The organism is Chryseobacterium camelliae, from assembly GCF_002770595.1.
Taxonomy (GTDB): domain Bacteria; phylum Bacteroidota; class Bacteroidia; order Flavobacteriales; family Weeksellaceae; genus Chryseobacterium; species Chryseobacterium camelliae.
Window position 1 is genome coordinate 2924497 of the sequence record NZ_CP022986.1, and the last position, 23995, is coordinate 2948491.

Genomic DNA, 23995 nt, shown 5'->3' on the forward strand with positions numbered 1-23995 from the left:
TATTAATAATGACATTTACCACATTCAATACCTCCAATTGCATCTACAGTAATCTTACCACCGTCTTTAGGGTATTGTTTTTTCAGTTTTTCGTGTAGATTCTTGAAGTACTCTTTATTATAACCGTTGTTCATATCAACCTCAGTCGTTCTGTGGCACTCAATACACCATCCCATGGTAAAGTCATTGGCCATCTGAACAACATTCATAGTGTCTATCTTACCGTGACAGGCTTTACATACCACATCGATTTTGTTATCAGGATTCTTTTTGTTGAAAGAATTGATGATGGCCTGTTCACCGGCTACTACGTGCTGGGCGTGGTTAAAGTAAACGAAATCCGGCATATTGTGGATTCTGGTCCATTCCACCGGTTGTGTTTTTCCGGTATACTGCTGTTTCTGGGAATCCCATCCTGTAGCAGCGTAGATCTTCTGGATCTCTCCGTCATAGAATGCCTTGTCTTTTCCTGGCTCCATGTAATGCTCTGCATTGTATTCGGAAATCGTTCTGTGACAGTTCATACAAACATTCATAGAAGGGATTTCAGATACTTTACCGTACTTGGCACTGGAGTGACATAGCTGACAGTCGATTTTCTGTTCTCCGGCGTGAATCTTGTGCGAGAAGTAAATCGGCTGTTCAGGTTTGTACCCTTTGTAAACGCCGATCCACATCAGCCAGTTCCATACGCCATAAGCGGCAAGAATGGCAAGGATCGCCAGTAAAGCTTTACCTACATAATGATACTTTTCATAGATTTCACGGAAAGAACGAACTCTGGTTTCGTTAAGTCCGGATAGTTCTTCAGACTGACCCAGTTTTACTAATTGTCTTAGTTTTAACAAGATCCAGACTAGAAGTCCTGCAATCGCTAAAAGGGAAATGATAACCACGTTTGTTGTAGTAGAACTCTGTGGTGCTGTGTTAGCAGTTCCGGCAGCAGATGCATCTTTTGCATCGTCTTTTTTTGTGGTTTCCGGTGCAGGAGGATTAGTTGTATAGGCTAAAATGTCGTCTATATCCTTTTCCGATAGATTAGGAAAGACCTGCATTTCAGTCTTGTTGTACTTTTCAAAAATCTCATTGGCATACTTGTCTCCGGAAGCTCTAAGCTCTTTGTTATTCTTGATCCACTTGTGAAGCCAATCCCTGTCTACACCACCTTCTGTCTTCACCCGTTCTACAACCCCTTTAAGAGGTGGTCCTACAACTTGTTTATCCAGCGCGTGACATGCAGTACAATTCGCTTTGAAAAGTTTCTCGCCGTTTTTAGGATCGCCGTCTTGCCCGTAAATTGAAGCACTGGTTGACAACAATAATCCTATTGCAATCAACGTTTTTTTATAATGCTTTCTCCAACTAATCATTTAAATTATCTTATGTTAGTAAATATTGAACATTCAATCAATTCCGCAAAAATAATATATTTAACAGGAATTTAACGGCATAAGGAAATGGTAAAATATCATTTCACTTTAATTTGTATTGATTCTAAATAACTCTATTTAGCGTAGTTTTTTAAATTTGTCTAAATTTGCGGAAACAAGTTTAAATGAGAAATTTGATCAAAATATTTTCAGTATTGTCCCTGTTCGGATTTTATACTGTTGATGCACAACAGATTGTAAAAAGAGATACGTTGTCCGGTACCGAACTTGTGATGACTATGGATTCCAAAGTGAATACAGCATTGGAAAATCTTGAGGAAAAGTGTTCAAGGACCGCCGGAAATAGCTCTGTAAGAGATAATAACGATGACAGTTCGTTCACAAAACCAACCAGGATTTACGTGCCGAGCCGGGAACTTACCAATGCTGAAATCTGCAGGAAGAATCCAAGGATCTTAGGATATAAAATACAGATCACCACCGTGAAAAGTAACGATGAAGCCAATGAGGTAAAAGCCTATTTCAGAAAAAGGTTCCCTAACTTGAAAGTGGAAACCGATGCTTCATTAAGGCCGAATTACAAAATCCTTGCAGGAAGCTATTTTACCAAGCAGAGTGCAGCCGGTGATCTCTCCAGAATCAGGGAATATTTCAAATCGGCCGCTGCAGTACAATACAGGATTTTCTGTGCTGAGGCCAAATAAAAAAGGTTGATTTTAAAATCATATATGAGGAGCGGCTGACCGTACGGGTCAGCCGCTTATTTATGTGTAAAAGCGATCTAAAAACCAGAAAAATTCAGACATACGGTACACATTATTGCAGGTCAGGTATACTGAAAGAATTGTCATGACAATTAACAGGGCGGTCAGGCAGACAGCGGATTTCCTGTAAGCATACAATAGCCATCCCAACAGAAGGGGATAGACAAAAACAAAGTGTCCGCCGTAGATGTATCCTGTATGCAGCCCGAATTTTAACAGGCAATGGATGGCGATATCAAACAGGAAAGAAATCATCAGTACCTGCACCATTTTGTTGTTGAAATTTTTAACATAGCTCCAGAAAATCAGCAACAATAAAACGGTTATGAAAATGTAAGGCACCCAGGATGAATACACATCCATGATCAATCCTTTGAATTCAAATCCTTTCATATTGTGCTTATCGCGAATGATAAAATTAGAAAGCAGGATATTCTCTCCGAAGAAATATGACATGATCATGTCCCATAAAGGTGTGGAGTGAACATTAGAAAACTTTTCGTACTGTTCGCTGGTTTTATTGAAGATGTTGTTATAATTAAAGTTGATCCTGTTCAGGTATAACACAACAAAACAAATGCAGGTAATAGCTATCCTTACCACTGCATTGCCAAACTTTTTCCAGCTTTTAAACAATCCCTGCTCGAACAGGACCGGGATGAAAACCTTTACGATATTGGTAATGGTTATTCCGCCTACGGCAATTCCCGAAGTAATCATGGCAACAGCAGAAATTTTTCTTCCGTTCTTTAACTGTTGCGCAGAATAATGGTTGTAAGCAGTCAGCAGAAATAAGGTGTAAGTAAAATTCTCCGGAGTAAAAGACAGGACCAGGACAGTTGAAAAGACTCCGAAAAACAAAGTCAGCAAAACATTCATGACAAGAGGCAGGCGGATGATATTCTTAAGATATTTGAATACCTGAAGGACACTTAATGAGACTGCTATATTGCTGAACCATGCTAATGTTAAACGGAACACAGCATCTGTCTTCCCGTCAGAGATCCACAGGGCTGTAATTCTCATCCAGTTGAAGAAATAATAGGATAAAGGATGTCTTTCAAAACTTCCGCCGGACAGCACAATGGAACGGTTATCAAAACTGAAATAGGCGTCCCAGGGGATTCTGTCATCAAAGATGATTCTGTAATTGAGGGCTATATAAGATCCGAGAATACCATATGATATCAGGAAAAAAAGGAATACAAAAAATTCAGCGCCTGATGAAGGAAAAATCAGCTTTATGAAATCAACGAATTTTGTTTTGAGTTTTGACACCTCTGGAAATTTGTGCAAAAATAGAATAAAAAACCTTTCTGAATTATTGCGTTTCTTTAATCTTAATAAGTTTTTAATAGACTGATAGATTCAGAAGCATATTCAAACATTCAGAATACTGGGCTCATCACTAAACTCCAAACAAAAACCCGCCTAATTGGCGGGCCTATATGATTTGAACTTCTTAAGAAACTTATTCTTTGATCAGTTTCTCTGTAGAAGTTGTTCCGTCTGCAAATTCAACCTGAAGCATGTAAGTGCCTTTCGCAAGAGAAGATACATCCACTTTTTGTGTAGCTGAACTCATTACGGTCCTTCCTGAAATATCCAGTACTGAAGAAGACTTGATCTTTTTATCCGTTTTGATATTCACTTCTCCTTTGGCAGGATTAGGGTAGATGCTTAGGGATTTTGATTTTGCGCTTGCTTCGTTTGTACCTAGTGTACCAGAAGCTGTAATCTTTACATCATCAACCATCAGCATGTATTTATCCGCGGATACATATTGAATGCCAATTCTCACCGTTTGTCCAGCATAAGCATCAAGACTGCGTGTTACCTGTTGCCAGTTCGCATATGTTGCAATTGATATGGCCGGTGAAGAAATAATAGTAAAGTTTGCTGAAGAAGTAGGAGTTCCATTACCTACATATACCCCGATCTTGTAACTTTCATTATACGCAGGTGAAAGTGCTTTTACCCAAAGAGTAAGTACATTGGAACTGCTTCCTAATGTTACCGGAGGGGAGATTAGCCAGTCATTATTTGCACTTACACCTCCTGCCGGAACTCCTGCCCAGGATACAGCACATTTTTGTCCGCTATGGGGTGTGAAGTTCCTTATTTCCTCATCAATCCCTGGAGTTGCAGTAAGGTTATTGGTCGCATTACTGGCAGAGAGATTAAAAATCTGGAAAGCCATTGGACTTCCGGCATTAGCCCAGTTAGGACTCCAGGTATCAGAGGACGTGCCACCTACTACTGGTCCGCCACCAGTATAAGTATTCAAACCATCAAGGTCTAAAGTCTGCCAGTTGCCAAGACCTGTAATGGCGAAATTAGTGTACGTTTCAAACCCTTCGTCGAGCAAAGTTGTCTGTGCATTGGCTGCTGCACCGGATAGCAATAAGCTTAAAGATAGTATAAGTCTTTTCATAATAAAAATTTTCACTAAAATTAATAATAAAACTTAAATTATAGTATAGAAACTTAAAAAAATTATTGTTTTTGTTTACGAACTACACGAAAGCATAGAACATCCGGAAACATCATCATAGCCTGAAGGCCTTTTAACACAAAGTTCAGCATAACGTTCTTCATATGGATTTTCCAGGGCAATGGTCAGTTTTTCCAGAAGATCTGTTTTACCCTGATTGATTTCCTCAATACACTCATATAAAAGATAATTCCTCAAAATAAATTTTGGATTGACAGACTTCATCATGCTGATCGATTCTGTCCGTGAGATGGTATTTTTGGAGAACCTTTCCTGATATGCTCTTAAAAAATGATTGAGTTTAGAAAGTTTTTCCTCATTCAGCATAGTATAAGAAACAGATTCGAAGGCTTCTTGTGTTGCTGTCACAGAGTCACCCCCGATATTTTCGAGGCGGCTGAAAAACAGCGTATAGTCAAGCTGTAGTTCGTGCATCAGTCCCTGCCAGTTGGTGAAAAATTCATCATCACCTTCCATCAGTGTATCAAAACCGAATTTTTTGCACAGCATACGGTCATGGGTTGCCCAGAAATAATCACCGTAGCCATTCAGGGCGTCTTCCAGGAATTTTTCATCATTGATCAGCGGGAATAGTGCATTAGCCAGTTGCCATAAGTTCCACTGGGCAATCTGTCCCTGTTGTCCGAAAGCATATCTTCTTCCCGGGAGGTCGGTGGTATTGGGGGTGAAATTCAGGTCATATTCATCCAGCATAGAATACGGTCCATAATCAATGGTGAGTCCCAGAACGGACATATTATCGGTATTCATGACTCCATGGACAAAGCCTACCCGTAGCCATTCCACCATAAGGTCAGCAGTACGTTCGGAGATCCTTTTAAAGAAGTCTTTATATTTGTCAGTCCCTGCAGAAGTAATTTCAGGAAAATAATGTTCAATGGTGAAATCGGCAAGCTGTTGCAGCAATGTATACTCTCTCTGTGCAGACAGCAATTCAAAATGCCCGAACCGAAGAAAACTCTCTGCTGTACGCATTACAACAGCGCCTTTTTCTTTCTGTGGATTTCCGTTATACATCATATCACGCACCACATCTTCACCCGTAAAAACCAGGCTTAAGGCCCTGGTTGTAGGCACATTCAGATGATACATTGCCTCGCTCATCAGGTATTCGCGTACCGAAGACCGGAGAACCGCTCTTCCGTCTGCATGCCGTGAATAGGGAGTAGCTCCCGCACCTTTCCACTGAAGCTCCGTTTTCCTGCCTTCCGAATCTGTAATTTCTCCGGCCAATATGGCTCTTCCGTCTCCCAGCTGTCCTGCCCAGTTACCGAACTGATGTCCGGCATATGCTGTAGCATAGGTATGTATGTTTTGGGGAAGTTTTGTCGCTGCCAGAAAATTAAGGTCTTTATTTTCAAATTTTCCCAGGCCTATCTCCTCAGAAAGCTGGTGATTGAAAGCAATCAGTACCGGGTTTTCAAAACCTGCCGGGCTGATGGTCGCAAATAATACTTTTGGCGTATTTCTTTGCATAGGGTTCCCTGAAAAATCTCCAGGGAATTTTTTTATAAAGGGTTGTTGGATCAGATCAGTATTCATACCTCAAATATATTAATAATAAAAGACCTTTCATATGACTGAAAGGTCTTTAGTATGTATGTACGACGTTTTATTTGTTAAAATCTACGTCTTCTCCTTTATTAAGGTTTTCATTCACATTTTCCTCTTTTTTATCTGAGGAAGGTCTTGACGGTTCGGCCGGCTTCGGATTTCTGATCTCATCCAGGGTCTGAAGTCCGCCTTCATCACCATATCCTGAACGCAGGCCTTTCAGGTCAGAACATCCGTCTTTCCATTCCGATGGTTTGACAAATTTATCTTCCGGCGAAACCTTCAGGCTTTTGTCTGCCCATACCTTTTTCATGTAGATGGCCCAGATTGGTAAAGCCATTCTGGCTCCCTGCCCTTCTCCCGTTCCGAGGAAGTGGGTGGCACGGTCTTCCCAGCCTACCCAGGTTCCGGTAGCGAGCCTTGGTACTATACCCATGAACCAACCGTCTGAGTTGTTCTGGGTAGTTCCCGTTTTACCAGCAATCTCGATGCTTTTCGAGATCCCTTTTCTGCCTAATTCGCCGGAAGCTGTACCGTACTGTGCCACTCCTTTCATCAATTCGATCATGGTATAGGCATAGAGCGGGTTCATCACTTCTTTTGGTTCCACATTTACTTCTTTAATGATCCTTCCGTTGGCATCTTCAATCCTCCAGATCATTTCAGGTTTATTATAATTTCCGTAATTGGCAAATGTACTGTAGGCTCCGAGCATTTCATAAATGGTAATGTCTGAAGAACCTAATGCCATCGGTAAGCTTGTGGAAATATCTTCTGTAACCCCAAGGTCTCTTGCTGTCTGGATCACACTCTGCGTTCCGGCCATTTCAGCCAGTCTCAGTGCGACAGGGTTCTGGGAGTGGGCGAGTGCATCTTTAAGTGTAAGCATGCCTCCTCGTCCCGGAACGTGATAGGTCCCTTTGTTGAAGCTTGCATTGGAAACCACCGAACAAGGCGTCATCCCCAGTTTCATAATGGCTGTGGCATACACGAAAGGCTTGAAGGTTGAACCTACCTGTCTTTTACCCTGCTTGATATGGTCATACTGGAAATGCTGCCAGTCGATACCGCCTACCCAGGCCTTGATCTCACCCGTTGCAGGAACCATAGACATCAGTCCTGCCTGCGCAATCTGTTTATGATAACGGATAGAATCCCAAGGAGACATTTCTACCTCTTCTTCACCGTTCCAGGTGAAGCGTGACGTTTTGATAGGCTTATGGAATTCCATCAGGATGGAATCTTCTGACACTCCGGCAGCTTTCAGCTGCTTGTAACGCCCGGTCCTCTTCATGGCCTGAACCATGATGTCATTGATCTGCTTGCTGTTGATATAATAGAACGGCCGGGTTTTCCTGCCCCTCTGTTCCGCATCAAACCTTTTCTGAAGATCTGTTAAATGCTCCTTGATCGATTCTTCCGCATATTTCTGCATTTTTGAATCAAGGGTTACATAGATTTTAAGCCCGTCTTTATAAAGATTGAGTTTCTTTCCGTTTGCTTTTTCGTATTCTTTAAGGTACTGATCGATTTCTTTTTTAAGATAAAACTTATAATATGCAGAGTAGTCATCGCTGATATTTTTGATCGGATGGTAATCCAGCGTAATCGGAGTTTCCACTGCTTTGTTATACGTTTCCTGATCGATATATCCCGTTTTCAGCATCTGCTCCAGTACAACATTCCGTCTTCCCTTGGCTCTTTCCGGATTCCTCATCGGATTGTTTTTTACCGGGTTTTCCAGCATGGCAACAAACATGGCTGCTTCTGGTAAGGTCAGTTGGCTGGTCGTCTTATTGAAATAGATCTTCGATGCCATTTCGATACCGTTGGCATTATACAGGAAATCAAACTTGTTGAAATATAAGGTAACAATTTCCTCTTTTGTATATCGTTTCTCGAGGCTTACCGCAACCACCCATTCTTTAAGCTTCTGAAAACCTCTCTGCAGCTTATTCTGAGATGCTGCGCCGGTAAAGAGCAATTTGGCTAACTGTTGGGTAATGGTAGAACCTCCGCCTCTTCCTCCTCCGTACACCACAGCTCTGGCCACGGACTGAAGGTCGATCCCGGAATGTTCTTTAAACCGCTCATCCTCTTTAGCCTGAAGGGCATATATAAGATAGGGGGGGAGGTCTTTATACGCAATAGGCTGCGTCTTTTCTTTCTCAAATTTACCCAGAAGCACACCATCTGCGGAGTAAATCTCAGAGGCTACATAAATATCCGGGTTTTCAAGTTCTTTTACATCAGGCATTTCGCCAAGGAAACCCTGCGAAACTGCGAAAAAAAGCCCTGAAATCCCTAAGACTACTGCAATAAGGCCGACCCAGATCAGTCTTGCCCATTTTTTCCAGGAGCTGTCCCTTTTCTTTTTGGGAGGAAGCGGGAATGTTTTTCCTCTGCTTCCCGTATTTTGCTTGTTTTCTTCCATGTATGATTACGGTTTAGCCGTTTCTATTTTTACGCCAACGTCTTCAATTCCCGGCAGGACATCATTCCTCATCGCCTGGATAAGGCCGATCTCATATTTTCCCTTGGAAGGAAAACGGTAGTTCAGCTTATACTGAAAAAGGGTCTCCTTGGTATCGCCGAACCCTGTTCCCAGCCATTTCCCATTAGGTTTCGCAAGGACATAGTTCAACGTATCAGTCTCCTTTTTCTTGTTTTGAAGATTGGTGAAATTGACAATAAACCTTAAATTGCTGTAAGGATAATCATTGTTATTTCTTACAACAAATATAATATTTTTAGGATTCTGCGGATCTGCAATCTCAAGATTAAATTTCTGTTCACTTTTCTTATTCCACTTATTATCAACGGAATTCATCTTAACATCTCCTTCCGGGGAATGACAGCTGAAGAAAAGGACAAGCGGTAATAATCCCAGCATTTTACGCATTTCTGTCTTTTTTTGGAGGATATTTCTTTTTGAAGTTTTTCTTTGCCGGTTTTTTATCTGCGCTGTCGCTTACCTCAGTTCTTTCAGGCTGTGTTTTCTGCACTTTCTGTTGCGGTTGCTGCGGCTTCGGCTGGCGGTTTCCGGCCTGGGGATTAGGGTTTTCAGACCTTTCAGGCCTGTTTTTCCTCTGCCCCTGATTCTGCTGGCTGTTATTATTATTCGGCTTATTATTATTCCTGTTCCTGCTTTTCTTTTTCTCAAAGCGGTCAACATTATTCTCCTGAATAAGATCGATGCTCTGGAAAGATGGGTCAGGCTGCTTCAGCTCCTCCAGAGGAAGGGCTTTTTCACCTCTTTTATTTTTCGAGATCAGCTTCTTCACCAGGTCGATATCGAAATCATACCAAGCGATGGAGCTATCCACATAAGCAAACCACATTTTCTTTTTGAAAACGTCGATCTTAATGCAGAACGCTCTTCCTTTTTCGGTCTCCAGGGTAGTGGACGAAGGCGGGAAATCATGCAGGGCGTCAAGATAACTGTCCAGTTCATAATTAAGGCAGCATTTCAGCTTTCCGCATTGGCCTGCAAGCTTTTGCGGGTTGATGCTGAGCTGCTGGTAACGGGCTACATTGGTATTCACGGACCTGAAATCCGTCAGCCAGGTAGAACAGCAGAGCTCTCTTCCACAAGATCCGATACCGCCTACTTTCGCCGCCTCCTGCCTGAAACCGATCTGTTTCATATCGATTTTTGTCCTGAAAGCAGCAGCATAATCTTTAATCAGCTGCCTGAAATCTATACGGTTATCAGCGGTATAATAGAAGGTTACCTTTGAAGCATCACCCTGATATTCAACATCAGTAACTTTCATTTCTAGGCCTAATCTGTGAGCGATTTTTCGGGCTTCAATTTTTACGGTATCCTCTTTTTTTCTGACTTCCTGCCAGACTTCAATATCTTTTTGGTTAGACTGTCGGTATATTTTAAGCGCAGACTCTTCTGAAAATCTTTTCTTTTTCATCTGAATCTTTACCAATTCTCCGGTAAGGCTTACTACGCCTACGTCATGTCCGGGGCTTGATTCTACTGTGACTACACTACCTATATGTAACGGAATATTATTGACATTTTTATAAAACGATTTTCTATCATTCTTGAATCTAACTTCTACAAAATCGCATCTGTTGGGAGCGGGATTGTTGATGTTAGACAGCCAGTCGAAAACACTTAATTTATAACTATTACCACAGGTATTTACATTTTCACAGCCACTCGCGGTTTTCTTCGGTCCGCATGAATGGGCAGAATCGCCGGATGTTTTGCATCCACAACTCATATGTTATATATTTAATCTTGCAAATTTAGGATAATTTATTTTATCTCCTGAAAAAACTCAAATATTCACTCTGATAAATGTTTAATGTTAAACATATAATCTGAGTCAGATCATTTTATTTTTTAAAGTTTTGAATAGTAATACGTTGCAAATGGTAATTCAGAGATGTTATTTTAAACATAGTTTTATTGGTGCTTATCGTTTAAAAAATTAAGAAAGATTAACAGTCGTACGCAAAATAATTTTATATTTGACTTTATATAATAATAGTCTATGAAAAAATTAATAATATCAACGGCTTTGTTGGCGGGTGTTATGTCTTACGCGGGAGGCTTCAGGGTATCTCTGCAGGGCGTAAAGCAATTGGCTATGGCTCATACCAGTGCCCACGCCGAGGATGCGAGTGTTGCATTCTTTAATCCTGCCGGGATGTCTTTCATCCCAGCCAGACTGAGTATTGCTGCAGGAGGTTTCGCTGCGGGCAATAAAGTAACTTTCCAGAACATGAATACGCTTCAGAGCACAGAGACGGATAACCCGATCGGGACGCCTATCTATGCTGCTGTTGCTTATAAACCGATTGACAAATTATCCATTGGGTTCAGTTTCTCCACACCTTTCGGAAGTACCATACAGTATCCGAACGACTGGGAAGGAAAAGAACTGGTACAGAAGCTTGAGCTGAAGAGTTTTTACTTCCAGCCGATGATTTCCGTTAAAATGGCAGACTGGGTGTCTTTCGGAGCCAGTTATATTTATGCCAAAGGAAAAGTAGACTGGGATAAAGCAGTGACTCAATTTGGCGGCCAGGTAAATATTAATGATGAAAAAGCAAGCGGCCACGGATATGGTTTCGGTTTTTATTTCAGGCCGGATCCTAAACTTGATGTAAGTGTGGCTTACCGTTCGCCGGTAGATATGAAAGCGAAGAATGGAACGGCTACATTTAGATTCCCGTCACAATCCATTTATCCTCTTTTAGGCCTGGACCAGTCGGGACAGGACCGTTTTACAGCTACACTGCCTTTAGTAGAAGAATATACGATAGGTCTTACTTATAAAGTTACCCCGAAATGGTTGGTATCTGCTGACTTTAATTACCATGGTTGGGAAAGGTATTCCAAGCTGACGCTTGATTTTGACAAAGCGCCGGTAGGAAACCAGGCTGACCCTACGGTTCTGGTAGCGCCTAAAAACTTCAGGAATTCCAAAACGTTCAGACTGGGTACCCAATATGCATTCACCGATATGATCTACGGTCGTCTGGGAGCATATTATGATGAGTCACCTTATACGGATGATCATTTCATTCCTGAAACACCTTCTTTCAACACATATGTGGTAACAGGCGGGGTAGGTTTCAAGGTAAAACAGTTCGGAATCGATGTTTCCGGAGGATATGCCATGCCTCAGGCCAGAGATGTTAAAAATTCTACTATCGGTCTGTATGGTCAGGCTAAAGCAACTGCGTTCTACGCAGGGTTAGGTTTATCTTATAATCCTTTTTAATTGAAGACTATGAAAAAAATTATAATTTCTACAATAGCTGTCTCAGCACTTCTTTTTACAACAAACTGCGAGAATGATTTTGATACCGATGTGAAGGATGTTGCCGTAACCAGCGGGGATGCCAGTTTCAAAACCTATGTCGCCCTTGGAAATTCCCTCACTTCAGGGTACAGGGACGGTGCATTATATTCTGACGGACAGAATGAATCTTATCCGTCGATGATCTCTGCACAGATGAAACTTGCAGGCGGCGGAGACTTCAAGCAGCCTTTGATGCCGAATAATATCGGAGGTTTTACAGGCCTGCCCGGATTCGGTGGGAAACTTACCCTTCAGTTGGTCAACGGAAGCCTTACGCCGGTTCCAAGTGCGGCGGGAGCAGCATTAGATAATGTATCTTCCGGAAGACCTTATCAGAATATGGGTGTACCAGGAGCAAAATCTTATCATCTGGTAGCACCGGGATACGGCAGCCTTGCCGGTCTTGCTACGGGAACAGCCAATCCTTACTTCGTCAGGTTCGCTTCTTCTTCCACCACATCTGTTCTGGCAGATGCAATGGCTCAGACTCCTACGTTCTTTTCACTTTGGATAGGGAATAACGATGTTCTTTTTTACGCCATCAACGGAGGAACGAACTCTCAGACAACAGGAGGTGTAACCACGTATACTGCTGCAACGGTACAGACAGGAACAGGAACGAGTCCGGCATTGTATAAATCTAATGATATATCAGATCCGAATGTAGTGGCAGGTTCCATTAAAGCGGTTCTTGATGGCCTTAAAAGTGTAGGGACTACAAAAGGGGTTATTGCCAATGTTCCTTACGTAACGTCAATTCCATATTTTACTACAGTACCGTACAATCCGCTTACCCCGGCAGTACTGGGTTCTAATATCACTGCGCTGAATACCGGCCTTTATGGCCCGCTGAAGCAGGCACTGACTGCTTTCGGAGCCGGAGGAAGGATCAATCTTCTTTCTTCTACCTCCGCAAACCCGGTTTTGATTAAAGATAATTCCCTTCAGGATCTTTCCGCTCAGCTGACAGCTGCTCTGACGCCTTCCCTGGGATTGGCTACCGCAACCGCTTTCGGACAGATCTACGGACAGGCAAGGCAGGCAACAGCAGAAGATTATCTTCTTCTTACTACAAGTTCTGTCATCGGGACTACAGCTCCGGGAGCACCTGCTGCGATCAATGTTTACGGGATTTCGTATCCGCTGCAGAACCAGCATGTCTTAACAAAGACAGAAGCAGGGTATGTAAAAACAGCAACAGATGCTTATAATGCCTCTATCCGAACCATGGCTGATACTTACGGACTAGCCTTTGTGGATTCAAATGCCAAAATGGTGGAGCTTAACGGAAAATCCGGGATCACTTATGATGGTGTGAAATATACCGCTAAATTCGTAAGCGGAGGAGCGTTCTCACTGGATGGGATCCACCTTACCGGCAGAGGATATGCGATTATCGCCAATGAATTTATCAAGTCGATCAACTCTAAATACAGGTCTACTTTACCACAGGTAGATCCTAATAAATATTCAGGTGTGAAGTTCCCATAATATCGAGTTCTTAAAAACTTAGAAGCCACAGGAGTAATTCTTGTGGTTTTTTTTTAAATTTGCAGAATCTTTTAAAAAGTAAAAATGGCTGATCAGTTAACTTATCTATTTAGTACAAGAACAAGCAAGGACTTGGCAGAGAGAATTGCCGAAAATTACGGGCAACACCTCGGGAAAATCAACTTTCAGGAGTTCAGTGATGGGGAATTTGAACCTGTTCTGGATGATTCCGTAAGAGGGGGCAGGGTTTTCCTTATCGGATCTACCTTTCCGCCGGCAGACAACCTTCTTGAGCTTTTGCTGATGATTGATGCTGCAAAAAGAGCTTCTGCAAAAAACATCACCGTAGTCATTCCTTATTTCGGGCTGGCAAGGCAGGACCGTAAGGATAAGCCGAGAGCTCCGATCGGAGCAAAGCTGGTGGCAAATCTTTTAACGGCTGCGGGAGCTACCCGCATCATGACGATGGATCTTCACGCAGACCAGATCCAGGGATTCTTTGAAATTCCGGTGGATCATCTGTATGCTTCTACCATTTTCGTAGATTACATCCGAAACCTGCACATTGAAAACCTTACCATTGCATCTCCGGATATGGGAGGGGCGAAAAGGGCTAAAAACTATGCCGGACATCTGGGTGCTGACGTAGTTATTGCCTATAAAGAAAGAAAAAAGGCCAATGTTGTGGAAGAAATGTTCCTTATTGGTGATGTGGAAGGTAAAAATGTGATCCTTATTGATGATATGATCGATACGGCAGGCACCCTGTGCAAGGCGGCGGACATCCTTATGGAAAAAGGTGCAAAAAGCGTAAGAGCAATGGCCACTCACGGTGTCCTTTCAGGAAAAGCCTATGAGAATATTGAGAAGTCCCAACTAATGGAAGTCATTGTAACTGACTCAATTCCTGTAAAAAATAATTTGTCATCTAAAATAAAAGTGCTATCTTGCGCCGCATTATTTGCAGACGTAATGAAGATGGTGCATGAGCACAGATCAATCAGTAGTAAATTTATTATCTAATTGATTATTACAGGTTTGTGAGTTAATTTTGAAACAATTTTTTAAATTTTTATAAATGAAATCTATTACAATTCAAGGTACAAAAAGAGAAAGCGTGGGCAAAAAGTCTACAAAAGCTTTACGTGATGCTGAATTAGTTCCTTGTGTTGTTTACGGGGGTGGTGAGCCATTGAACTTCTCTGCAGAAGAGAGAGCATTCAAAGGTTTGGTATATACTCCTGAAGCACACACGGTATCTATTGAGGTTGATGGTCAGACAATCCCGGCTGTTCTTCAGGATATTCAGTTCCACCCGATTACAGATAAAATCCTTCACGCTGATTTCTATCAGCTGGCAGAAGACAAGCCTGTAATTATGGAGGTTCCTGTAAGAATCACAGGACGTTCCAAAGGGGTTGTTGCTGGTGGTGTTTTACGTCAGTCTTTCAGAAAACTGAAAGTGAAAGCTATTCCTGCTAATTTACCTGATGAGATCGTTGTTGACGTAACCCCGTTAAGAATCGGTAACAAACTGTACATTGGAGGAATCAAGGCTGAAGGATATACTTTCATGCACCCTGATAACGCAGTAGTTGTAGCTGTTAAGATGTCTAGAAATGCAATGAAGGGAGGAGCAGCAGCTGAAGATGATGAGGATGAAGAAGAAGTAGCCGGAGCAGAAGGAGAAGCTCCTGCAGCGGAAGAAACTGCAGCAGAATAAGAATCATCTTATGATATAATACAGAACCTGTCAATTCGTTGGCAGGTTTTTTTGTTAAATAACATCAATAAAGGCAGATTCTCAGTTCATTCATCCTACCTTCTGGCTTTCGTCGCTTTCCACCATTGAATCTTTCTATCACCTGACAACAATCAGCTCCTTTCTCCATTCTCCCTTTCAGAAAAAAAGCCGTAAATTTGAAGTGTTCTAAATAAGGACATAATTTAAAATTTTAATAATGCTTGACATTCAGGAAATAAGAAATCAGTTTTCCATACTTAACCGGGAAGTGAACGGTAAGCCGCTTGTTTATTTGGACAATGCTGCAACTTCACAGAAACCGGATTCGGTTCTGGAAGTCTGGAATACCTATTATACAGAGCTTAACGCCAATGTGCACCGGGGAATTCATACCCTAAGCCAGCTGGCGACAGAAGAAATGGAGCTGTCCAGAAGGAAAATACAGAAATTCATCAATGCCAAACATGATTTCGAGGTTATTTTCACCAAAGGGACTACGGAAGGCATCAACCTTATCTCTTATATACTTACCCAAAAGCTGAAGAAAGATGATGAAATAGTTATCTCTTATCTTGAGCACCATTCGAACATCGTTCCATGGCAGTTGTTGTGTGAAAGGACAGGAGCTAAGCTGCGGGTAATTCCTATGGATGAAAATGGAGTGCTCAGGATCGATGAGCTGGATACCCTCCTCAGTGAAAGGACAAAAGTGGTTTCCGTTAACCATGTTTCCAATGCTCTGGGGGTAGTGAATCCTGTAGAGGAAATCATTGCCAGGGCAAGAAAAAATACCAGTGCCTATATCGTTATCGATGGCGCTCAGGCAGCTCCGCACTTTACGCTGGACGTTCAGAAGCTGGACTGTGACTTTTATGTTTTTTCAGGACACAAAATGTATGCGCCGATGGGTACGGGGATCCTGTACGGAAAACAGGAGATCCTGGAATCCCTTCCGCCTTTCCACGGCGGAGGTGAAATGATTGCCACCTGTTCTTTTGACGGGACCACTTATGCAGCCCTTCCGTTCAAATATGAGGCTGGAACGCCTAATGTGGGCGGAAATATCGCTCTGGGCGCGGCTGTAGATTTTATGGAGCGGGTGGGGCAGGAAAATATTCAGCAGCATGAGAACGCTTTGCTGGAGTATGCCCAGAGAAAGCTCCTGGAGCTGGACGGTCTGAAAGTATATGCCGAAAAAGCCGTAAGAACCGGGGTCGTTTCATTTAACCTGGAAGGCGTCGGGATATCCTCTGATGTGGGAATGATCCTCGATAAAATGGGGGTTGCCGTACGGACAGGCCATCACTGTACCCAGCCTATCATGAGTTTCTTTAATATTGCCGGAACCGTGAGGGCAAGCTTTGCCGTATACAATACGTTTGAAGAGATTGACCTGCTGGTAGAAGGCGTGAAAAAGGCGCACAGGATGCTGGCTTAGAACTGAAAAATCTTTATTAAACGGATAAATTAAGATTAAAATCAGAATCTTAAACTATACAATAGAAGCCAGTTCAAGAGAGCTGGCTTATTTTTTTTATAGAATTCCGTTCTATTGATTAGTTAAAATAATCTCTTTGGAATCGGGAATCACTGTTTTATATCCATCCGGACATTTAGAGACAATATCCATATCCTGCATAAAAACAAGTTTCATTTGATTTACATTATCAGAATCAGGGAAAGAAAGATATACAAAGCCTTTATCATTGCAGGCTGCATTACCTGAATAATACATCTGATACTTTTTCAAATTCTTATCAAAAATAAATCCACTGAATCTAACATTTTCATCTGAAAAGTTAAGCGTATTTACTAACTCTTGATTATTAGAATTTTTTACTAATAGTCTTCCTTTTAATAAATCCCAATATTTTCCAAACGTATAATCATTCTGTTTTTTAGTAAAGTTAAATTCGTAAGTTCTGCCATCTGTATAAGTTCCTTTCCAGATCCCTACAAACTTATCTAATCTATTATTAACATCCGTAAGGTATATGTAATCAGGGCAGTCAGGCTTATTTTCACATTGAGATAATTCATCTAGAGATATTGTTTGAGCCTTACAGAAAATGGACGCACTAAATAGCATAAATAAAAATAAATTTTTCATTATCAGATAAAGCCCCATTTCAGGGGTTTACATTATTGTTTAATTAAGACAATTTCTTTTGGTAAAGGATTGGGTATCCCAGTATTATAATAAGGGCAATCGGATGAAATAAAATTGCTATGAAGAATATATTTCCATGCCAGTTTTGTTTTGGTCGAGTCTGTAAAATTTATATATATACTGCCAGACGTGTTGCATAGATCTTCATCATTGTAAATCAAGGAATATTTGTCGTCTTCTTTTCTGAATTTCCCTCCCCATACTTTAGCATTTTCGTCAGTTAAGGTTGTGTTGTTGAAAAGTATATTGCCATTAGGATCTAAAACTTTAAATTTTGCTATTAAATAGTCTTTATAATATTTTAAGTTTTCATTATACTTATTAGTAATTCTTTTGAATGTTATGTAGATAGTTTTGTTATCCCAAGTTCCTTTCCAGGTTCCTTCATAAGCAATAAGTTCATTATTTGTATCTTTCAGATAGGCATTCTCAGGAATTTCCGTAAATGTTCTTAAAGGATAAGTTTGTGCTGAGCAAGAAATCGAAGCACTAAATAATATAAATAAAAATAGTTTTTTCATAATAAATTGTTTAAAGATTATTGAGGGCATGGTATTGATTGGACAGGATTGTTAACCCCATCATATTGCAGTTTGTTTGTATTTCCTGTAGCTTTATCTAGCTGATATACTTCTAATCCATCAATATTAACTATCTCTTGTAAAAACTTTGTAAATAGCTTTTCAATATTGTGTTGTGTGAATTGTTTATCATCCATTAATTGCTGATAATTAGTATCATACCATGCTTGCCATTTTTTAGCCTGTGTTGGCCCCACACCATAGCTACCATCGCCTGAGTATTTAAGCATGTAATTTCCCTCTGAAGTAATTACCATGCCGTAAGCATCGGTCATAGTTCCTTTCTCTTCAGCGTTTCTTACGCAGGTATATAAAAACTGAAATACATCTGCCGGAGAAAAAATCTTGACCGCTCCCTCTTTATTTTGATGGGTATGTATATAGCCAAAATATTTATTTCCTGGAGGAAGCTTTAGCGCATCATTATTGGCGATGGTTAAAGCTTCATATTTTATTGTAGACCCATAAGCAACAGCAAATCCGGTTTCGTTGTCTTTACTGAAAACGCCGTCTTTATCAAGCTCAGAAACCTTATTCTTGAAAGCCTGGTTCTGGGTTTGGCTCTTCAGCTTATCGCAGGGATCTTCCGGTTCCGGCTGCGGATCTTCGCCCACTCCTCCGGGGTAGGGATAGCCCGGATCATTCCCTCCTCCTCCCAGGCATGTTCCGTCAGGAAGTACTTCACCGACACAGCTCTCCAACTGCTGGCTCTTGCATTCCGTCACATGATGCGATTCCCAATGCCCGGGACCATCAGGATCACTTTCATTATCCGGGTAAAACATTGAAATGGTCTTGGTTGTACACACTAACTTTCCCGCTGTATTATCCATTAGGGTCATCTCTGCCCTTTTGGGCCTGGAGGAAATCAGGTTCTGAAAGAATTCCATATCATTCTGTACCTAGGTATAGGTAAAATAAACCCTCTGTCCTTTCCTCGGCACATTCAGTACCGCTACAACTTTTCCATGCTCAGCCACCGGAACCATCAGGAAACTTTCATCAAAGCGGTCCATGGTCATCGCATAGTCCCACATCGGTTCACCGGCTCCCTTCTTTATTTCTTCATGGTGTTCTGAGTAGATTTTCATGACATTTTTAATATACTTCTCATCTTCTTTCCAGAGGCTTTTGGAATGGTATTCCTTAGACGCCGGATCGGAAGCCGTATAGATTTCATCATGGACACAGGAAAGCAGGAGACAGAAAGCCATCGTAAAGGACAGCCACGAAATTAATTTTCGCATCATAAGCATTAGTTTTTAATAGGTTAAATATAAATAATTTTTCTTACTCTACAAAAGTGTGAAAAAATGATGCAGCATAAAAATCTCTTTTTGCATAAGTTTACCCGGAATGCGGGTAAAGGAGATAAGGAAAATATTTTTATATTTGTTCATTAATACAAGATTCCATGACAAATTCTGTTGCCGAGAAAATAAGAAAGCTAAGGAAAGCAAAAGGCTTTTCCCAGGAGGATATGGCAGACCGGCTCCATATTTCCCAATCTGCCTATGCTCGCATAGAAAACGGAGAAAGCTATTCGTGGGCAGCCCATATCGAACGCCTGAGTGAAATCCTGGAAGTGAAACCGGAAAGTTTTCTGACAGATGAAACCAATAATTTAGAGCAGGAAAATACAGATCAGAAAGGCGGAATGGCTTTTCAATTTGTAGGGACTATTAATACAATTAATTCCTTGTCCGAAAAGTTACTTGAACAATATGAAGAACGTATAAAAGAGCTCAAAGATCAGGTAGATTACTGGAAAAGCAAATCAGAAAGCAGTAAACAATAAAAAACTCGTGATCAAAGTATTCTGATAATATAAACCTAATTATATAAGGCAGATAAATTCTAGAAATACAGACCTATTATATAGAAGCCCTTTCATGAGTCATGAAAGGGCTTCTTACTATTTTAACCTGTGTGATATTATGCTATACATTCGGTTTCCACTCTACCACCGCTCTGATAAATGCTTCTGCATTTTCAACAGGAATATTCGGTAAGATGCCGTGACCTAAATTTGCTATGTAACGGTCTTTCCCGAAACGGCTGATCATTTCATGAACCATTTTCCTGATGGTTTCAGGATTGGAGTGCAGCCTTGCAGGATCAAAGTTGCCCTGAAGGGTGATTGAGTTATGGGTCAGCTTCCTGGCGTTTTCCGGCGTGATTGTCCAGTCTACTCCTAAAGCGGAAGCTTTGGACTTTGTCATGTCCTCTAGCGCAAACCAGCATCCTTTCCCGAACACCACTACGTGGGTAAGCGGACTCAGGGCTTCAACGATCTGGTTGATGTACTGCCATGAAAATTCCTGGTAATCTGCCGGGGAAAGCATGCCGCCCCAGGAATCGAACACCTGTACTGCGGAAACGCCTTTTTCTACTTTCCTTTTAAGGTAAGCAATCGTGGTATCCGTAATTTTCTGGAGCAACAGGTGGGCTGCTTCAGGCTGCTGGAAACAGAACGATTTGGCAATATCAAATGCCTTGCTGCCCTTTCCTTCCACGCAATAGCATAAGATGGTCCATGGAGAGCCGGCAAAACCGATCAACGGGATTTCATGGTCCAGTTTGTGAAGCGTAAGTTCAATTGCATCAAAAACGTATCCTAATGTATCATTTACATTAGGAACTTCAATATTACGGACCTGTTCTGCGGTCCGGATCGGATCTTCAAGCCATGGACCCACAGATTCTTTCATTTTGAAGTCGATGCCCATCGCCTGGGGAACCACCAGGATATCCGAAAACAGGATCGCAGCATCCAGAGGAAACCTGCGGATAGGCTGAACGGTAATTTCCGCAGCCAGTTCCGGAGTCTGGCACCGGGTGAAAAAGTCATACTGGTCGCGTAAGGCAATGAATTCAGGCAGATACCTTCCGGCCTGTCTCATCATCCATACGGGAGGCCTTTCCACGGTTTCTCCGCGAAGTGCTTTTAAATATAAATCGTTTTTAATCATAATTGATCTTTGCTATAGTCTTACAGGTGCCCAACTTTCAAATATGGTTTTTAACCAGTTCCAGAACAGAAGCCAAGGTATTGCCCTGAGCCGTTAAAACAGGTTCCGGAGTCATCTTCCTCAATTCCCGGGAAGTGGTCTCTCCAATAGAAAACAACATTATACCCTCCAAAGAGTTGTGCTTTGCAAAACTACGAACTCCGCTCGGACTAAAAAAAACGGCGGCATGATATTTTTCAGTAATCACTGGGTTGAGTTCTTCGGTATGGTAAATAACAACCTTCCTGTACCTGATATTCTGCAGCGGAAGATTGTCATCAAGGACATCCAGAGCAAGGTTTCCGCAGAAATGCAGGAACTTTTCATGCTGGCAGCAGCTGGTAATGAAACGGGAGAGGGCTTCAGCATTTTTCAGGACCTTAAATGTCCCGAACCCATGTTTCCTGAGGGCTTTCTTTGTTTTTTCGCCTACACAGTACATCCTGTTGTAGTTTTTTGCCGTAAAATCCTCGTTCGGCTTGAAACCATTGATGAAGAAAGCGTTTACGCCGCTTGCGCTGGTAAAGATCAGGGAATGGTTTTTCAGCTCGAATGACGGAACGGATAAAGGATGGGTCTTAATAACTTCGATACAGTCCACCATAATACCTGTTCCCAATTCTTTGGCTACAACATCAAGGTCGGTATTTTTAGTCAGTAAGATCCTCATACTTTAGGGTTGAAGGTCAGAATAGGGTTAGCCGGAACATAGAATCCGGATCAGTTTACATGTGATCCTTGATTTCCGCCATCAGTTCTTTGCCGCCGTTTTCAAGGACGATCTGGGCAAACTTTTCTCCGAAGTTTTCCGTATCGTTATACTCGAAGCTTTCGTCGGTGGCAATATAGTTTTTACCATCAAGCGAACAGAGGGCTGCCTTGAAACGGATCTGGTCGCCGAGGATTTCTGCAAATGCTCCGATAGGAGCTGTACAGCCTCCTTCCAGAGTGCTCAGGAAATTTCTCTCGATTTCCACGCAGATCTGTGTAGGGCGGTGATTGATGGTCTTTACAATCTCATTGATCTCTTTCTTGTCAGAATGTCCGGCAACGGTGATAACACCTTGTGAAGGAGCAGGAATCATGAGCGGAAGCATTTCATAATCAATATCCATCTTCATCCTTTTGATGCCCGCAAGAGACAGAATAGTGGCGTCAAAGTCCTGGTCTTCCAGTTTCTGTAAACGGGTCTGGATGTTGCCCCGGATATCTGAAAATGCCGCTCCGGGATAGTTCCTCAGCCAGAACGCTCTCCGCCTCAGGCTGCTGGTTGCCAGCTTAAGCTCATGGAACTCTTTATTCATGGAAGATTCCTTGCGGATCAGGACATCCTGCGGAAAATCCCTTTCAAGATGTGCAATCAGTTCGATATGCTGAGGAAGCTGCGTAGGGACGTCTTTCAGTGAGTGCACGGCAATATCTATTTCATCATTCAGCAGAGCCATATCCAGGTCGCGGGTGAAAACACCGGTAATCCCCAAAGCATATAATGGCTGGTTGAGGTTTTTGTCTCCGGAAGAAACAATCGGTACAATTTCCGTTAAATAATTCTGGTTCTGAAGGTGTCTCGCTACTTCCCTTGCCTGCCACAGGGCCAGTGCAGAATTTCTGGTGCCTATTCTAATGCTTTTCATGGAATTCGTTGTTGGGTTGTTCAACTAATATTTCGTGCATTAATTTACTGATTTCTTCCGCTTTGAGAGGATTGTCAATGATATATTTTGCAAAACGGTTGGTAATTTTCTGGATCATCTTATCAGAAAGCTCCATATCCGTGATGTTGATGTATTTATTTTTTCGGTAGAAGTTGTGCATTTCATTGCGCTCCATATTTTTCAGGACAGCTTTGAAATGGTGGATATTCGGAGCCAGCTTTCTTTTCTTTTCCCATTCCAGGAAATCTTTCATCAGTTCCTTGATGATCTTTTCAGCTTTCGGGATTTCCTTTTCCCGTTGCTGGATGGTTTCCTGGATCTGTTTGGAAAGCTCATCTACGTCAATCAGGGTAACGTTTTTGTTCCGGGTCACTTCCTTTTCTACGTTATGAGGAATGGAGAGGTCGATAACCAGGGTTTCCTTTCCGTTGGGAAAATGTGACTGGTTAACGATAGGATGTTTGGCGCCGGTAGCAACGATCAGGATATCCGTATTTTTAAGTTCTTTGTCAAAATCTCCGTAATCAATATGCGGGATGTTGTATTTCTGGGAAATTTTTTCCGCTTTTTCCTGTGTTCTGTTGGCGATTTTTATTTTTGGCTGGTAGACGTGCTTAACCAGGTTTTCAACAGTATTCTGTCCGATTTCACCTACCCCGAGAAGCAAAATGTTTTTTTCCGTAATTCTCTTCTGGCTGTTCAGGATGTAATGAACGGCAGCATAAGACACCGATGCGGCTCCGTTGGAAATTCCCGTTTCATTTTTGATCCTCTTGGAAATCTGGATGGCAGCATTGATGGCCCGCTCCAGATACGGGTTGGAATTCTGGCGCTCTTTTCTAAAACGGCTGTACGCTTTTTTTATCTGGCCTATGATCTCAAAGTCCCCGATGATCTGGCTTTCCAGTCCGGCGGCTACCCTGAACAGATGCGTAAGGGCTTCCTCTTTCGTCAGGATATTCGCAAACTGAAGGAAATCCGTGATGTTGACCCCGATGGTTTTACAGTATTCCTCCGCTACCAGAAGGTAATTGGGCGTCGTGGTATAGATTTCCGTCCTGTTACAGGTAGATACCACAAAAGCATCTCCTAAATTTTCATCGTGAATACGGTTGACGAAACTTTTGATATTTTCATCAAAAAAAGCAAACTTACCCCGTGTTTCTACATCAGCCTTTTCATAGCTTACAGAAAGTACGGCAAAATTAGCAGTTTGATGGATGTTGGAATACTGTAACATAAGCAGGGCAAATTTACGGTTTTTTTAGTAAATTCCATTCTGATACTG

Annotated in this window: 22 protein-coding genes; 7 read left to right on the forward strand and 15 right to left on the reverse strand. The window is 41.9% G+C overall.

Annotated elements, in window-relative coordinates:
* Positions 1-2: 2 nt before the first annotated feature.
* Positions 3-1370 carry a c-type cytochrome gene (locus CGB83_RS13555; RefSeq protein WP_100076276.1) on the reverse strand — a complete coding sequence of 456 codons (1368 nt, stop codon included), beginning with the start codon at positions 1368-1370 and terminating at the stop codon, positions 3-5.
* A 185-nt stretch (positions 1371-1555) separates the two neighbouring features.
* Here CGB83_RS13555 and CGB83_RS13560 point away from each other — a divergent pair, with 185 nt between their 5' ends.
* Positions 1556-2095, forward strand: coding sequence for an SPOR domain-containing protein (locus tag CGB83_RS13560; RefSeq protein ID WP_100076277.1), 540 nt, complete (start codon positions 1556-1558; stop codon positions 2093-2095).
* A gap of 60 nt (positions 2096-2155) precedes the next feature.
* Here CGB83_RS13560 and CGB83_RS13565 read toward each other — a convergent pair whose 3' ends face one another.
* The 6 genes from CGB83_RS13565 to CGB83_RS13590 form a co-directional block, all read right to left on the reverse strand.
* Positions 2156-3433, reverse strand: coding sequence for a DUF6080 domain-containing protein (locus CGB83_RS13565; protein WP_228419931.1), 1278 nt, complete (start codon positions 3431-3433; stop codon positions 2156-2158).
* 193 nt (positions 3434-3626) lie between these two features.
* Positions 3627-4589 (reverse strand): T9SS-dependent choice-of-anchor J family protein, encoded by a 963-nt coding sequence (locus tag CGB83_RS13570; protein WP_100076279.1) that lies wholly within the window; start codon positions 4587-4589, stop codon positions 3627-3629.
* Positions 4590-4664: 75 nt separating this feature from the next.
* A complete protein-coding gene (locus CGB83_RS13575; protein WP_100076280.1) occupies positions 4665-6212 on the reverse strand; it encodes a protein adenylyltransferase SelO in 1548 nt (515 codons plus the stop codon).
* A gap of 70 nt (positions 6213-6282) precedes the next feature.
* Complete coding sequence (locus tag CGB83_RS13580) at positions 6283-8658, reverse strand: penicillin-binding protein 1A (protein ID WP_100076281.1); 2376 nt, start codon at positions 8656-8658, stop codon at positions 6283-6285.
* Between the two features lie 6 nt (positions 8659-8664).
* Positions 8665-9126, reverse strand: a complete 462-nt coding sequence (locus CGB83_RS13585) for a gliding motility lipoprotein GldH (RefSeq protein ID WP_100076282.1) — start codon at positions 9124-9126, stop codon at positions 8665-8667.
* Positions 9119-10465, reverse strand: a complete 1347-nt coding sequence (locus tag CGB83_RS13590; RefSeq protein WP_100076283.1) for a PSP1 domain-containing protein — start codon at positions 10463-10465, stop codon at positions 9119-9121. Before CGB83_RS13590 ends, CGB83_RS13585 begins: the two co-directional genes overlap by 8 nt.
* 273 nt (positions 10466-10738) lie before the next feature.
* On the opposite strand from CGB83_RS13590, the gene CGB83_RS13595 reads away from it, so the two are divergent.
* The 5 genes from CGB83_RS13595 (at position 10739) to CGB83_RS13615 (ending at position 16728) form a co-directional block, all read left to right on the forward strand.
* On the forward strand, positions 10739-11974 hold the full coding sequence (locus CGB83_RS13595; RefSeq protein ID WP_100076284.1) for an OmpP1/FadL family transporter: 1236 nt from the start codon (positions 10739-10741) through the stop codon (positions 11972-11974).
* A gap of 9 nt (positions 11975-11983) precedes the next feature.
* Complete coding sequence (locus CGB83_RS13600; protein ID WP_100076285.1) at positions 11984-13546, forward strand: SGNH/GDSL hydrolase family protein; 1563 nt, start codon at positions 11984-11986, stop codon at positions 13544-13546.
* An 84-nt stretch (positions 13547-13630) separates the two neighbouring features.
* Entirely contained in the window at positions 13631-14569 is a 939-nt protein-coding gene (locus CGB83_RS13605; protein ID WP_100076286.1) for a ribose-phosphate pyrophosphokinase, read from the forward strand.
* Positions 14570-14624: 55 nt separating this feature from the next.
* Positions 14625-15269 (forward strand): 50S ribosomal protein L25/general stress protein Ctc, encoded by a 645-nt coding sequence (locus CGB83_RS13610; protein ID WP_100076287.1) that lies wholly within the window; start codon positions 14625-14627, stop codon positions 15267-15269.
* A 238-nt stretch (positions 15270-15507) separates the two neighbouring features.
* Entirely contained in the window at positions 15508-16728 is a 1221-nt protein-coding gene (locus CGB83_RS13615; RefSeq protein WP_100076288.1) for a cysteine desulfurase, read from the forward strand.
* Between the two features lie 111 nt (positions 16729-16839).
* Here CGB83_RS13615 and CGB83_RS13620 read toward each other — a convergent pair whose 3' ends face one another.
* Genes CGB83_RS13620 through CGB83_RS13635 form a run of 4 tightly spaced genes read right to left on the reverse strand, consistent with a single transcriptional unit; the run spans position 16840 to position 19291 of the window.
* On the reverse strand, positions 16840-17400 hold the full coding sequence (locus CGB83_RS13620; RefSeq protein WP_157761424.1) for a DUF6705 family protein: 561 nt from the start codon (positions 17398-17400) through the stop codon (positions 16840-16842).
* A gap of 32 nt (positions 17401-17432) precedes the next feature.
* The gene (locus CGB83_RS13625; protein ID WP_100076290.1) at positions 17433-17981 is read right to left on the reverse strand and encodes a DUF6705 family protein; all 549 of its coding nucleotides are present in this window, start codon (positions 17979-17981) and stop codon (positions 17433-17435) included.
* A gap of 17 nt (positions 17982-17998) precedes the next feature.
* The gene (locus CGB83_RS13630; RefSeq protein ID WP_172954707.1) at positions 17999-18883 is read right to left on the reverse strand and encodes a hypothetical protein; all 885 of its coding nucleotides are present in this window, start codon (positions 18881-18883) and stop codon (positions 17999-18001) included.
* 60 nt (positions 18884-18943) lie between these two features.
* Positions 18944-19291, reverse strand: coding sequence for a hypothetical protein (locus CGB83_RS13635; protein ID WP_157761426.1), 348 nt, complete (start codon positions 19289-19291; stop codon positions 18944-18946).
* 164 nt (positions 19292-19455) lie between these two features.
* Between CGB83_RS13635 and CGB83_RS13640 the strand changes: the two genes are divergently transcribed.
* The gene (locus CGB83_RS13640) at positions 19456-19839 is read left to right on the forward strand and encodes a helix-turn-helix domain-containing protein (protein WP_100076293.1); all 384 of its coding nucleotides are present in this window, start codon (positions 19456-19458) and stop codon (positions 19837-19839) included.
* A 142-nt stretch (positions 19840-19981) separates the two neighbouring features.
* Here CGB83_RS13640 and hemE read toward each other — a convergent pair whose 3' ends face one another.
* The 4 genes from hemE to hemA are packed head-to-tail and all read right to left on the reverse strand — an operon-like array spanning position 19982 to position 23947.
* Complete coding sequence (hemE, locus tag CGB83_RS13645) at positions 19982-21013, reverse strand: uroporphyrinogen decarboxylase (protein WP_100076294.1); 1032 nt, start codon at positions 21011-21013, stop codon at positions 19982-19984.
* A 37-nt stretch (positions 21014-21050) separates the two neighbouring features.
* Complete coding sequence (locus CGB83_RS13650) at positions 21051-21722, reverse strand: uroporphyrinogen-III synthase (protein WP_100076295.1); 672 nt, start codon at positions 21720-21722, stop codon at positions 21051-21053.
* A 55-nt stretch (positions 21723-21777) separates the two neighbouring features.
* A complete protein-coding gene (hemC, locus tag CGB83_RS13655) occupies positions 21778-22686 on the reverse strand; it encodes a hydroxymethylbilane synthase (protein WP_100076296.1) in 909 nt (302 codons plus the stop codon).
* The gene (hemA, locus tag CGB83_RS13660; RefSeq protein WP_100076297.1) at positions 22673-23947 is read right to left on the reverse strand and encodes a glutamyl-tRNA reductase; all 1275 of its coding nucleotides are present in this window, start codon (positions 23945-23947) and stop codon (positions 22673-22675) included. Before hemA ends, hemC begins: the two co-directional genes overlap by 14 nt.
* Positions 23948-23995 lie beyond the last annotated feature (48 nt).